General features: G+C 58.2%; 10 protein-coding genes. 1 reads left to right on the top strand and 9 read right to left on the bottom strand.

All coding sequences use genetic code 11. The features are described from left to right. Positions 1-28: 28 nt before the first annotated feature. The 8 genes from gcvP to arcD (AOC04_RS14800) form a co-directional block, all read right to left on the bottom strand. Positions 29-2887 (bottom strand): aminomethyl-transferring glycine dehydrogenase, encoded by a 2859-nt coding sequence (gcvP, locus tag AOC04_RS14835; protein WP_060694633.1) that lies wholly within the window; start codon positions 2885-2887, stop codon positions 29-31. Positions 2888-2897: 10 nt separating this feature from the next. Further along, positions 2898-3281, bottom strand: coding sequence for a glycine cleavage system protein GcvH (gene gcvH / locus AOC04_RS14830; RefSeq protein ID WP_060694631.1), 384 nt, complete (start codon positions 3279-3281; stop codon positions 2898-2900). Between the two features lie 300 nt (positions 3282-3581). After that, entirely contained in the window at positions 3582-5090 is a 1509-nt protein-coding gene (locus AOC04_RS14825; RefSeq protein WP_060694629.1) for a sigma-54-dependent transcriptional regulator, read from the bottom strand. A gap of 176 nt (positions 5091-5266) precedes the next feature. After that, positions 5267-5626: a DUF5064 family protein gene (locus AOC04_RS14820; protein ID WP_060694627.1), complete on the bottom strand. Its 360-nt coding sequence runs from the start codon at positions 5624-5626 to the stop codon at positions 5267-5269. Between the two features lie 57 nt (positions 5627-5683). Further along, on the bottom strand, positions 5684-6613 hold the full coding sequence (arcC, locus tag AOC04_RS14815; protein ID WP_060694625.1) for a carbamate kinase: 930 nt from the start codon (positions 6611-6613) through the stop codon (positions 5684-5686). Between the two features lie 143 nt (positions 6614-6756). After that, the gene (locus AOC04_RS14810; RefSeq protein WP_060694623.1) at positions 6757-7767 is read right to left on the bottom strand and encodes an ornithine carbamoyltransferase; all 1011 of its coding nucleotides are present in this window, start codon (positions 7765-7767) and stop codon (positions 6757-6759) included. A gap of 77 nt (positions 7768-7844) precedes the next feature. Next, the gene (gene arcA / locus AOC04_RS14805) at positions 7845-9101 is read right to left on the bottom strand and encodes an arginine deiminase (protein WP_060694621.1); all 1257 of its coding nucleotides are present in this window, start codon (positions 9099-9101) and stop codon (positions 7845-7847) included. 33 nt (positions 9102-9134) lie between these two features. After that, positions 9135-10562 (bottom strand): arginine-ornithine antiporter, encoded by a 1428-nt coding sequence (arcD, locus tag AOC04_RS14800; protein WP_060694620.1) that lies wholly within the window; start codon positions 10560-10562, stop codon positions 9135-9137. A gap of 450 nt (positions 10563-11012) precedes the next feature. Between arcD (AOC04_RS14800) and arcD (AOC04_RS14795) the strand changes: the two genes are divergently transcribed. Continuing rightward, the gene (gene arcD, locus AOC04_RS14795; RefSeq protein ID WP_060694618.1) at positions 11013-12440 is read left to right on the top strand and encodes an arginine-ornithine antiporter; all 1428 of its coding nucleotides are present in this window, start codon (positions 11013-11015) and stop codon (positions 12438-12440) included. Positions 12441-12563: 123 nt separating this feature from the next. Here the strand turns inward: arcD (AOC04_RS14795) and AOC04_RS14790 are convergent, their stop codons facing one another. Next, positions 12564-12983, bottom strand: a complete 420-nt coding sequence (locus AOC04_RS14790) for a YbaN family protein (RefSeq protein ID WP_060694616.1) — start codon at positions 12981-12983, stop codon at positions 12564-12566. Positions 12984-13008 lie beyond the last annotated feature (25 nt).

The raw sequence follows: 13008 nt of genomic DNA, 5'->3' as shown, positions 1-13008 counted from the left end.
AGCTCGCTCCTACAGGTTTATTGGGTGTTTACGCCTCCTGGTAGCTTTCGATCGACGGGCAAGCACACACCAGATTGCGGTCGCCGAACACATTGTCGACCCGGCCAACCGGCGGCCAGTATTTACCTTCAATCAGGGATGCCACCGGATACACCGCCTGTTCGCGACTGTAGGGGTGAGTCCATTCACCGACCATTTCGGCAGCGGTGTGCGGAGCGTTTTTCAGCGGGTTGTCTTCTTTGTCCAGGCTGCCATTTTCCACCGCACGAATCTCTTCGCGGATGCGGATCATGGCTTCGCAGAAGCGGTCCAGTTCTTCTTTGGATTCACTCTCGGTCGGCTCGATCATCAGTGTGCCGGCTACCGGGAACGACATGGTCGGAGCATGGAAACCGAAGTCGATCAGGCGCTTGGCTACGTCGTCGACGCTGATGCCGCTGCTGTCCTTGAGCGGGCGCAGGTCAAGAATGCATTCGTGCGCCACCAGGCCGTTGCTGCCCGAGTACAGCACCGGGTAGTGCTCTTCGAGACGGCGGGCAATGTAGTTGGCGTTCAGAATCGCCAGCTGCGAAGCACGCTTGAGGCCTTCGCCGCCCATCATGCGGATATACATCCAGGTAATCGGCAGGATGCTCGCGCTGCCAAACGGCGCCGCGCAGACCGCGCCTTCCTTGCGCTCCATGGTGCCGTGACCCGGCAGGAACGGCGTGAGGTGCGATTTGACCCCGATCGGGCCGACACCCGGTCCGCCGCCGCCGTGCGGGATGCAGAAGGTTTTGTGCAGGTTGAGGTGGGATACGTCGCCGCCGAATTTGCCCGGTGCGCACAGGCCGACCATGGCGTTCATGTTGGCGCCGTCGATGTACACCTGGCCGCCGTTGTCATGAATGATGCCGCAGATTTCGCGGATGCCTTCCTCGAACACGCCGTGGGTCGACGGGTAGGTGATCATCAGGGCCGCCAGGTGATCACGGTGCTCGATGGCTTTGGCGCGCAGGTCTTCGATGTCAACGTTGCCCCGTGCATCGCACGCCGTCACCACCACGCGCATACCGGCCATGTTGGCGGTTGCCGGGTTGGTGCCGTGTGCCGAGGACGGGATCAGGCAGATATCGCGACGCTCTTCACCACGGCTCTGGTGATAGGCACGAATGGCCAGCAGGCCGGCGTATTCACCCTGGGAGCCGGCATTCGGTTGCAGCGAGATGGCGTCGTAACCGGTGGCCGCGCACAGCATCGCTTCCAGCTCGGTGGTCAATTGCTGGTAGCCAAGGCTTTGCTCAGCGGGTGCAAACGGGTGCAGGTTGCCGAACTCGGCCCAGGTCACCGGAATCATTTCGCTGGCGGCGTTGAGCTTCATGGTGCACGAGCCCAGCGGGATCATGGTGCGATCCAGGGCCAGGTCTTTGTCGGCCAGACGGCGCAGGTAGCGCATCAGCTCGGTTTCAGAGTGGTAGCGATTGAATACCGGGTGGCTGAGTATCGGCGACTGGCGCAGCAGCGCCGTCGGCAAGGTGCCGGTCACCGCAGTGGCCAGTGCGTCGAAATCAGGCAGTGCCTGGCCGTCAGCCGCGAGCAACGCCCACAGTGCGGTTACATCGGACTGGCTGCTGGTTTCGTCCAGCGACAGGCCCAGGCGCTGGCCATCGATTACGCGCAGGTTGATGCGCCGGGCGTGAGCCTTGGCATGCAGGGTGGCGGTCTGGCTGCCGGTGTTCAGGGTCAGGGTGTCGAAGAAGGCGGTTTGTTCAACCTTCAGCCCCAGATCGCTCAGCCCCTTGGCCAGAATCGCGGTCAGCTGGTGAATGCGCCGGGCGATTTGGGTCAGGCCCTTGGGGCCGTGATACACGGCATACATGCTGGCGATGTTGGCGAGCAGGACCTGTGCGGTGCAGATGTTGCTGGTGGCCTTCTCGCGGCGGATATGTTGCTCGCGGGTTTGCATGGCCAGGCGCAATGCCGGTTTGCCGTGACGGTCAACCGAAACACCGACCAGACGCCCTGGCATGTCGCGCTTGAATGCGTCGCGCGTGGCGAAGTAAGCCGCATGCGGGCCACCGAAGCCCAGCGGGACACCGAAACGCTGGGCGCTGCCGATGGCCACGTCGGCGCCAAACTCGCCCGGAGGCGTCAACAGGGTCAAGGCCAGCAGGTCAGCGGCAACGGCCACCAGCGCATTGGCAGCGTGGAAACGCTCAACCAGGTCGCGGTAGTCGAACACGTCACCGTTGCTTGCCGGGTATTGCAGCAGGGCACCGAAGAAAGCCGACACATCAGTCAGTTCACGCTCATCCGCGACTACCACCTCAATGCCCAATGGTTCGGCACGGGTGCGCAACACGTCGAGGGTTTGCGGATGGCAGTGGCTGGAAGCAAAAAAGCTGTGGCTGGTTTTGTTCTTGCTCAAACGCTTGCAGAAGGTCATCGCTTCGGCGGCGGCGGTGGCCTCATCGAGCAATGAAGCGTTGGAAATCGGTAGACCGCTGAGATCACTGATCAGGGTTTGATAGTTGAGCAGGGCTTCGAGGCGGCCTTGGGAAATTTCTGGCTGATACGGGGTGTAGGCGGTGTACCAGGCCGGGTTTTCCAGCAGGTTGCGCAGGATCGGCGAGGGGGTGTGGCAGTTGTAATAGCCCTGGCCGATATAGGTTTTGCACAGCTGGTTTTTGGCGGCAATGGCTTTGATCGAGGCCAGCGCATCGGCTTCGCTTTGTCCGGCCGGCAAGTCGAGAACGCTGGTGCCCTTAATGCTTTCAGGGATCACGCTGGCGCTCAGGCCTTCAAGGGAGTCAAACCCGAGGGTGGCGAGCATGGCTTGCTCATCGGCCTGGCGCGGGCCGATGTGGCGGGCGATGAATTCATTGGCAGTGCTGAGATCGATGGTCATGGCAGGCTCCTCAGTTGTCGTCTTGAGCTTTGATCAGGCGGTCGTAGGCATCTTGATCCAGCAGCTTGTCGACGGCGTTCGCATCAGCAGGCTTGAAACGGAAGAACCAGCCTTGCCCCAGTGGGTCTTCGTTAACCAGTTCCGGGCTGTCTTCGAGCGCCGGGTTTACTTCGAGCACTTCACCGTCCAGTGGCATGTAGACGCCGCTGGCCGCCTTGACCGACTCAACGGTGGCGGCTTCTGCGCCTTTGTCGTATGACTGCAACTCGGGCAGCTGGACAAACACCACATCCCCCAGAGCGTTTTGCGCAAACGCGGTGATACCCACGGTCACGCTGCCGTCAGCTTCGGCGCGTAGCCATTCGTGGTCTTCAGTAAAACGCAATTGGCTCATGCAAACTCCTCAGGGCCAGACATGTCTGGTGGTCACAGGTTAATGCTCGTGCAGGTCGAGCTTATTGAGGAGATCACTGCAAAATGGCTGCCAGTTTAAAAATATCTATATTTATCAACGCCTTGAAAGTTTCTAGAGCGCAGATTGAAAACTGATCTGTAGCGAAATCACTACAGTCCGGAGGCTGGAAAAAAAGCTATGAGGATCATGGCCTTGCACAGCATGGGGCTGAAGGGAGTGTATCGAAATCGATCCAGTGGAATGATTTCGATACGGTAGCTTCATGGGAGCTGAAGCAGGTCAGGCCTTGCCGCGGATTCCATACTTGCGCAGGCGGTGGGCAATGGCGGTATGGCTGGTTTGCAGACGGCTGGCCAGCTGGCGGGTCGAGGGGTAGCTGACATACAGCTTTTCGAGCAGGGCTTTCTCGAAGGTTTCGACCGCATGCTCCAGGGTTTCAACCTCGCCGTCGCTTTGGCGTGCAACCGAGGTACCGGCAATGTCCAGGTCGCCAATGTCGACCAGGGTGCTTTCGCAGATTGCTGCGGCACGAAAGATCACGTTCTGCAATTGCCGCACGTTACCGGGCCAGCGATTACCCAGCAGCGCCGGATAGGTGCCGGGTGCCAGGCGGCACACGGGGCGCTGAATCTGAGTGCAGGCCTGCTGCATAAAGGTGCGTGCCAGCAACAAAATGTCCTGGCCGCGCTCGCGCAGTGGCGGCACTTCGATATTAAGCACGTTCAGGCGATAGAACAGGTCCTCGCGAAAAGAACCCTCGTTGACCATTTTTTCGAGGTTGCGGTGGGTAGCGCTGAGGATCCGCACATTGACCTTGACCTCGCGTTCGCCGCCTACCCGGCGGAAGCTGCCGTCATTCAGAAAGCGCAGCAGCTTGGCTTGCAGGTAAGGCGACATTTCCGCGATTTCGTCGAGGAACACCGTGCCATGGTTGGCCAGTTCCATCAGCCCCGGTTTACCCCCGCGCTGGGCACCGGTGAAGGCGCCAGGGGCATAACCGAACAGTTCACTCTCGGCCAGGTTCTCCGGGAGTGCCGCACAGTTCAAGGCCAAAAAGGGGGCGCCAAAACGGTCGCTGATGGCATGGCAGGCGCGCGCGACCAGTTCTTTACCGGTACCGGTCTCGCCCTGGATCAATAATGGCGCATCCAGTGCTGCTACACGCTGCGCCCGGGCCTTGAGGGTACGAATGGCAGGGGAGTCGCCGAGCAGCGCGTCAAAGCCTTCTGCGTGGTCGTGATGCAGCGCGGCCAGGCGTTCACCGATGCGGCTCGGTTGATACAGGGTCAGCAGGGCGCCGGCATCGGTGATCGGTGTGGCGTCGAGCATCAGCGGGTGGCCGTTGAGGGTGACTTCGCGCAATGGCAGGCGGAAGCCGTGCTCCAGCAATACATCGAGCAACCCCGGGTCACTGAACAGTTCGCCGATACTTTCACCGGTGGGTTCATGCCCATACAGGGCAACCAGCGCCGGGTTGGCCAGCAGTACGTGGCCCGCGCTGTCCAGAGCCAGTACCGGGTCGGTCATGGCTGCGAGCAGAGCGTCAAGTTGCAGATGGCGGCGTTGACCGGGAAGGATGTCGACCACCGTCACCGTCTGTACGCCATTGACCTTGAACAGCGCCTCGCGCAACTCGTCGAGCACTTGCGGGCTCAGGGTCGGGGCGTCGATATACACGTTGGGCGGGACCATTTCCACCGCATCCAGGTTGAGGTTGCGCCCGCCGAGCAACGCCAGAACTTCCTGGGTGATGCCGACTCGGTCGATAAAACTGACATGGATACGCATGGGAGCAGTGAGCACTTTTGGCCAGCAGAAGCGGCCAGTATGCCTTGGCGCGGGATATTGGTGAAATCGCAGGGCGGGGAGACATTGGCTGTATCGCCGGCAAGCCGGCGCCCACAACATTGATGCCGATAACAAACCTTGTGGGAGCCGGCTTGCCGGCGATTAAAGTACTCGGGTTATTCGAGGTGTTCGGGCTTGACCGGGTCGCCAAGTTGCACGTCGAGCTGCTGGCGCACGTCCTTGAACATCAGGTCGTAATACTTGTGCATCGACAGGATGTTGGCCGTGCTGGGTATGCCGTGGTCCACGGCAATCTTGAAGGCCACCCTGGCGAAGTCGAACCACTTGTCCTTGGGCAGGGTGAACGACTCCTTGAAATCCTTTTGGTTGATCTGGCCGTGCATGTCGAACTGCATCGACTTGCCTTCCTTGGGATCTTGAACGACCTGGTAATCGATCTTGATGTCATACCCGAAGTCACCCGGTTGCAGGGGCTCACGATGGATATGCAGGTGACCGGGTTCGAACGAGGCCATAGGGCAACTCCTGAATGCTTGGGGATAAAGGGCAGACCGCGAGGTCTGCCCTATGGTTCAAAAGTAGCTGATGCCAGGCTTTTCAGTGCTGACACGGGTACCGGCTTTGCCCTGAACAATAGCTTCAATATCCGCCAGCGCGCCGATGACCGCGGTCTTGCCGGTATTGCGGGCAAACTCGCAAGCCGCCTGGACTTTGGGCCCCATGGAGCCATTGGCGAAGCCGAGCTTTTCCAGTTCGTCCGGATGCGCCTGGGCGATAGCTTTTTGCGTAGGCTTGCCCCAGTCAATAAAGGCCGCGACAACGTCAGTGGCAATCACCAGCAAGTCACTTTTGAGTTCCTGCGCCAGTAGCGACGAACACAAGTCCTTGTCGATAACAGCCTCGATGCCCTTGAGTTTGCCGTCTTCGCCATACATGGTTGGAATGCCGCCTCCGCCCGCACAAATGACGGTGGTGCCTTTTTCGAGCATCCATTTGATCGGGCGGATCTCGAAGATGCGCATGGGTTTGGGGCTGGCGACCACACGCCGGAACTTGTCACCGTCCGGGGCGATGCTCCAGCCTTTTTCCGCGGCCAGGCTTTCAGCTTCGGCCTTGCTGTAAACCGGGCCAATCGGCTTGGTCGGGTTCTTGAAAGCCGGGTCTTTTGGGTCGACCTGGACTTGGGTCAGCAAGGTGGCAAGTGGTGTTTCCTTGGGCAATACGTTGCCCAGTTCCTGCTCAATCATGTAACCGATCATGCCTTCGCTTTCAGCACCCAGCACATCCAGCGGGTAAGGATCGACGGCGGAGTAGGAAGCCGCTTGCAGCGACAGCAGGCCGACTTGCGGGCCATTGCCGTGGGCCACCACCAGTTCGTTACCGGGGGCGATGAGGGCGATTTGCTGAGCTGCGGTCTGGATGTTTTCGCGCTGGTTTTCTGCAGTCATGGGCTGACCGCGACGCAAGAGGGCGTTACCGCCCAGTGCTACGACGATACGCATAAAAAGTGTCCTTATAAAAAGCGGGGAGCGACTTGAGTCCCGCAGAAGCCGGGCTTGCTCGCGATGCAGACGCCCCGGTCGGAGTCCTGATCCGGGGTGATGTCATCGCCGGCAAGCCGGCTCCCACACGAAACCCGCGGGCCTTAGATGTCAGCCAGCGCTGCGACCAGGATTGCCTTGATGGTGTGCATGCGGTTTTCTGCTTGCTCAAAGGCGATGTTCACCGGGGACTCAAACACTTCCTCAGTCACTTCAATGCCGTTTTTCAGGTTTGGATGGTGCTCGGCCACGTCCTTGCCAACCTTGGTTTCACAGTTGTGAAACGCTGGCAGGCAGTGCATGAATTTCACGCGCGGATTTTCTGCCGCCTTGATCATCTCGGCATTGACCTGATACGGCAGCAGCAGCTTGATGCGTTCGTTCCAGGCTTCAACCGGCTCGCCCATCGATACCCATACGTCGGTATGGATGAAGTCCACGCCCTTGACTGCTGCTTTAGGGTCTTCGGTCAGGGTGATTTTAGCGCCGCTTTCCTTGGCGAATTCCTTGCACTGCTTCACGAATGACTCTTCTGGCCACAGGCTTTTCGGTGCACCGATCCGCACGTCCATACCCAGCTTGGCACCGATCATCAGCAGCGAGTTACCCATGTTATTGCGTGCATCGCCCAGGTACGCGTAGCTGATGCTGTGCAGCGGTTTGTCGCTGTTTTCACGCATGGTCAGCGCATCAGCGATCATTTGCGTCGGGTGGAATTCAGCGGTCAGGCCGTTGAACACCGGTACCCCTGCATATTTCGCCAGTTCTTCGACGATTTCCTGGGCAAAGCCACGGTATTCGATGGCATCAAACATGCGGCCCAGAACGCGGGCGGTGTCTTTCATGCTTTCTTTGTGACCGATTTGCGAAGAAACCGGATCAATGTAGGTGACGTGCGCGCCCTGGTCATGGGCGGCCACTTCAAATGCACAACGGGTGCGGGTTGAAGTTTTTTCGAAAATCAGCGCAATGTTTTTGCCTTTCAGATGGGGCTCTTCAGTACCGGTGTACTTGGCGCGCTTGAGGTCGCGGGACAGATCCAGCAGAAAGTGCAGCTCACGCGGAGTGTGGTGCATCAGGCTGAGCAAGCTGCGGTTTTTCATGTTAAACGCCATGGGGATCTCCTGGGTTTCTGGTTAACCGGCTTGCGCCGTCCCTTGTGGGGTGGGGCGCAAGCAATCTAATGAATGAATTAATAGTCAATCGCGTCGCGTACGATCGGGCAGGTCATGCAGTGGCCGCCGCCACGGCCGCGCCCCAGTTCGGAGGCGCTGATGGTGATTACTTCAACACCGGCCTTGCGCAGCAGAGTGTTGGTGTAGGTGTTGCGGTCATAACCGATCACCACACCAGGCTCCAGAGCCACTACGTTGTTGCCGTCATCCCACTGTTCGCGCTCGGCAGCAAAGGAATTGCCACCGGTTTCGACAACACGCAGGGCCTTGAGGTCAAGCGCCTTGGCCACGACATTGAGGAAGCTGGCTTCTTCACGGCGCACGTCGATGCCGCCGGCTTTGCTTTCGTCCGGGTACAGCGAGAAGGCGACGATCTGGTTGACGACTTCAGGGAAGATCGTCACCAGGTCGCGGTCGCAGAAGCTGAACACGGTGTCCAGGTGCATCGCGGCCCGCGACTTGGGCAGGCCCGCCACGATGACCCGTTCTACCGCTTTGTTCTTGAACAGGCTCTGTGCCAGTTGGCCGATGGCTTGACGCGAAGAGCGCTCGCCCATGCCGATCAGGACCACACCTTTGCCGATTGGCATCACGTCGCCGCCTTCAAGGCTGGCGTTGCCGTGGTCAATGGTCGGGTCGCCGTACCAGATCTGGAAGTCCGCGTTGGTGAATTCAGGGTGGAATTTGTAAATTGCCGTGGTCAGCAGGGTTTCCTGACGACGGGCTGGCCAGTACATCGGGTTCAGCGTCACGCCGCCGTAGATCCAGCAGGTGGTGTCACGGGTGAATTGTGTGTTGGGCAGAGGTGGCAGGATAAAGCTGGTATGGCCCAGGAAGTCGCGGAACATCTGGATGGTTTTGCCACCGAAGCTGTCCGGCAGATCGTCTGCAGAGACGCCGCCGATCAGGTACTCGGCTATGTGGCGTGGTTCCAGGCTCTTGATCCAGGCTTTGACTTCACTGACCAGACCGACGCCAACCTGATCGGGGGTTACTTTGTGATCCAGGATCCAGTCCAGTGCTTCAGGCATGGCAACGATGTCTGTCAGCAGGTTGTGCATTTCCAGAACGTCGATGCCGCGATCGCGCATTTTGGTGACGAAATCGAAGTGGTCGCGTTTGGCCTGGTTGACCCACAACACGTCATCAAACAGCAGTTCATCGCAGTTGCTCGGAGTCAGGCGCTGGTGAGCCAGGCCCGGGGAGCAAACCATAACCTTATGCAGCTTTCCGGCTTCGGAATGTACGCCGTACTTCACTTTTTCCGTGGTCATTACAGTCATCCTCCAAAGTACATAAACAGGGTGTTACAGGGTCAGGAAGCCGTCGTAGAGTCCATAGGCCGCTACCAGGGCGCCAATCACTACTGCGGCAAATATCACTTTCTCGATGTTGGTGAAAACGGGCTGGCCGCTCTCGTGTTTGGCCTTGGCGAACAGGATTGCGCCAGGGGCGTACAGTAGGGCCGAGAGCAGCAGGTATTTAAGGCCGCCGGCATAGATCAGCCAGATGGCGTAGATCAGCGCGATACCGCCGATGATCAGGTCTTTCTTGCGTTCCGCCAGAGCGTTCTCGTAGGTCTCGCCGCGTACCGCCAACAGGAAACCGTAGGCTGCCGACCAGAGGTAAGGCACCAGAATCATTGAGGTCGCCAGGTAAATCAGTGACAGGTAAGTGCTGGCCGAGAACAGGGTGATGATCAGGAACAACTGCACCATCGCGTTGGTCAGCCACAGAGCGTTGACCGGTACATGGTTGACGTTTTCCTTTTTCAGGAAGGCCGGCATGGTGTGGTCTTTGGCCGCCGAGAACATGATCTCGGCGCACAGCAGTACCCATGACAACAGGGCGCCCAGCAGCGAGATAATCAAGCCGACGCTGATCAGCACCGCGCCCCAGTGACCCACTACGTGCTCAAGCACGGCCGCCATCGAAGGGTTCTGCAGTTTGGCCAACTCAGGCTGAGTCATGATGCCCAGCGACAGTACGTTGACCAGCACCAGCAACAGCAGCACGGTAATAAAGCCGAGCACGGTGGCCTTACCCACATCCGAGCGTTTTTCGGCACGGGAAGAGAAAATACTCGCCCCTTCGATACCGATGAACACCCATACGGTGACCAGCATCATGTTGCGCACCTGGTCCATCACGCTGCCCAGACTCGGGTTTTTCAGACCCCAGATGTCACTGGTAAAGATGTCCAGCTTGAAGGCGAACAGGGCAATCAGGATGAACAGAATCAGTGGCACAACCTTGGCGATGGTGGTCACCAGATTGATGAACGCTGCTTCCTTGATCCCGCGCAGCACTAGAAAGTGCACGGCCCAGAGCAAAATCGAGGCACCTATGATGGCTGCCGGCGTGTTGCCTTCGCCGAAGATCGGGAAGAAGTAGCCCAGGGTGCTGAACAGCAGCACGAAGTAGCCGACGTTGCCCAGCCAGGCACTGATCCAGTAGCCCCAGGCCGATGAGAACCCCATGTAGTCGCCAAAGCCGGCCTTGGCATAGGCGTAAACGCCGCCGTCGATATCCGGTTTGCGATTAGCGAGGGTCTGGAAGACGAAAGCCAGGGTTAGCATGCCTACCGCAGTGATTGCCCACCCGATAAGAACAGCGCCCACATCGGCACTTGCGGCCATGTTTTGCGGCAGAGAAAAGATACCGCCGCCAATCATTGAGCCGACTACCAGCGCAACCAATGCACCCAGTCGAAGTTTTCCAGGAGTATCAGACATTTGTAGTGACTCCAATCTAGGAGAAGTGAGGCCTAAAGGTTAGTCCGTTGGTTTTTTGAGCCAGTTGACTTAGATCAGGGCATTACTACATTCCATTGTGAATAGGGAGAGTAAGTCGCAATGGCGACTTATTTTGACGCGCTCTGGAAGGCCTTATCCAGACAGGGATATTCTCAGTCAACGCTGCGGATTTACTACGTTCGCGTGGGGATTGAAGCTAGACACTATTTTCAGATTTGCAAATGTCATCGTGATGTTTCATCCGGCCGCCGGAAATTTAAAATGTCATTCACATATAAATTGTTTTTTAGGTTTCAATAGAAAACGTTGTTATTAAAAACAGCATACTTATTGCCTAACCTTAGTAAACGTTCAGGCCATAGTTATATTTAGTCAGCCCGTGGCTGTGCCCTGATACCGGTTAATAAATAATTGAAAAAAGAGGTGGCAATGTCACAGCAGACGCAAAAGCTTCGGCTCAATGCCCTGATTGCGTTGGTGGTCGGCTCAATGATTGGCGGCGGTATCTTTTCTCTGCCGCAAAACATTGCCGAGCAGGCTGCTGGCGGTGCCGTACTGATTGGCTGGTCGATCACGGCGGTGGGGATGCTGGCGCTGGCCTTTGTGTTCCAGACGCTTGCCAATCGCAAGCCCGAACTCGACTCAGGCGTGTACGCCTATGCCAGGGCCGGCTTTGGCGACTACATGGGGTTCTCATCGGCCTGGGGCTACTGGATCAGTGCCTGGCTGGGCAACGTCGGTTACTTCGTGCTGCTGTTCAGCACCCTGGGCTACTTCTTTCCGGTTTTTGGTCAGGGCAACACGCCGGTTGCCATCGGTTGTGCTTCGTTATTGCTGTGGGGCGTGCACTTTTTGGTACTGCGCGGGATCAAGGAGGCCGCCTTCATCAACCAATTGACCACGATCGCGAAAATCGTCCCGATCGTCATGTTTATCGTGATTGCGGCTGTGGCCTTCAAGGCGGACATCTTCACCCGGGATCTATGGGGCAGGGGTACGCCCGATCTGGGCAGCGTGATGGACCAGGTGCGCAACATGATGCTGGTCACCGTGTTCGTATTCATCGGTATTGAAGGCGCCAGCGTGTATTCGGGAAGGGCCGAGAAACGTTCGGATGTGGGCAAGGCTACAGTGATCGGCTTTCTCGGGGTGCTGGCGTTGCTGGTGCTGGTGAATGTGCTCTCGCTCGGGATCATGACCCAGCCGGAGCTGGCCAACTTGCAGAACCCGTCGATGGCCGGGGTACTCAAGCACGTGGTCGGGGAGTGGGGCGCGATCTTGATCAGCATCGGGCTGGTCATTTCGTTGTTGGGGGCATTGTTGTCATGGGCGCTGCTGTGCGCCGAAATACTCTTCGCAACGTCCAGGGACAAAACGATGCCGGCGTTCCTGAAAAAGGAAAATGCCAACCATGTGCCGGTCAATGCCTTGTGGCTGACCAACGTGATGATTCAGATTTTCCTGATCATTACCCTGGTCTCAGCCAGCACCTACACCAGCCTGATCCGCCTGGCGTCTTCGATGATTCTGGTGCCTTACCTGTGGTCGGCTGCCTATTCGGTGTTGTTGTGCGTCAGGGGGGAGACCTACTCGCACGCCAGCAGACGGCGGATCAAGGACCTGGTGGTAGGCGCAGTGGCACTCAGTTATGCCTTTTGGCTGCTGTATGCCGCTGGGCCCAAATACCTGCTGCTCTCGGCATTGCTTTATGCCCCGGGGGTTCTGCTCTTTGCCAAGGCCAAGCGCGAGCAGGGAGAGCCGCTGTTCAAGCACTGGGAAAAACTGATCTTTGCTGCGGTGTTGTTCACAGCACTTTCGGCGGCGTACGGGCTTTATAGCGGCGCACTGACCCTGTAATACGACCTGAAAAACCTGTGGGAGCTGGCTTGCCAGCGATCCAAGCGACCGGATTCAAGCGGGAAACCGCACTGATATTGTCGCTGGCCAGCCAGCGCCTACAGTGGAAGGCTGCCAGCGGGATCAGTCGTTCTGCGGGGCGGTAGTTGTCGGTGGCAAGCGCTCTGGTCGGGACCATATCCACAGATTGCCCATGCTCATGCCGGCAATGGCGAGGAACACTGGCCATTGGTGGTCAAGCACATACAGCATCAGCCCGGCGCATATCAGCATGCTGATCGTGGCGCTGACCTTGGCTTTGCGCTGGATGATTTTACCGTTGCGCCAATTACTCAGGATCGGGCCAAACAAACGGTGGTTTTCGAGCCAGGCACTCAGGCGCGGCGAGCTTTTGGTCGCGGCCCAGGCAGCGAGCAAAATGAATTCGGTGGTCGGCAGGCCAGGAATCACGATGGCGATCAGGCCAATACCCAGACTCACGTAGGCCAGCAAGCCAAACAACACGCGAGCTATTTTCGACGGGGATTGAGTTTGCTGGGTCATAAGCTCAAGACGCATGAAAGGACGC

This window comes from Pseudomonas versuta (assembly GCF_001294575.1).
Taxonomy (GTDB): domain Bacteria; phylum Pseudomonadota; class Gammaproteobacteria; order Pseudomonadales; family Pseudomonadaceae; genus Aquipseudomonas; species Aquipseudomonas versuta.
The sequence above is the reverse complement of the archived record's forward strand: the minus strand, read 5'-3'. Positions and strand labels throughout refer to the sequence as shown.

Coding starts and splice junctions, on each gene's coding strand:
- gcvP (WP_060694633.1), bottom strand. CDS start 2,887: ATGACCATCGATCTCAGCACTGCCAATGAATTCATCGCCCGCCACATC.
- gcvH (WP_060694631.1), bottom strand. CDS start 3,281: ATGAGCCAATTGCGTTTTACTGAAGACCACGAATGGCTACGCGCCGAA.
- AOC04_RS14825 (WP_060694629.1), bottom strand. CDS start 5,090: ATGCGTATCCATGTCAGTTTTATCGACCGAGTCGGCATCACCCAGGAA.
- AOC04_RS14820 (WP_060694627.1), bottom strand. CDS start 5,626: ATGGCCTCGTTCGAACCCGGTCACCTGCATATCCATCGTGAGCCCCTG.
- arcC (WP_060694625.1), bottom strand. CDS start 6,613: ATGCGTATCGTCGTAGCACTGGGCGGTAACGCCCTCTTGCGTCGCGGT.
- AOC04_RS14810 (WP_060694623.1), bottom strand. CDS start 7,767: ATGGCGTTTAACATGAAAAACCGCAGCTTGCTCAGCCTGATGCACCAC.
- arcA (WP_060694621.1), bottom strand. CDS start 9,101: ATGACCACGGAAAAAGTGAAGTACGGCGTACATTCCGAAGCCGGAAAG.
- arcD (WP_060694620.1), bottom strand. CDS start 10,562: ATGTCTGATACTCCTGGAAAACTTCGACTGGGTGCATTGGTTGCGCTG.
- arcD (WP_060694618.1), top strand. CDS start 11,013: ATGTCACAGCAGACGCAAAAGCTTCGGCTCAATGCCCTGATTGCGTTG.
- AOC04_RS14790 (WP_060694616.1), bottom strand. CDS start 12,983: ATGACCCAGCAAACTCAATCCCCGTCGAAAATAGCTCGCGTGTTGTTT.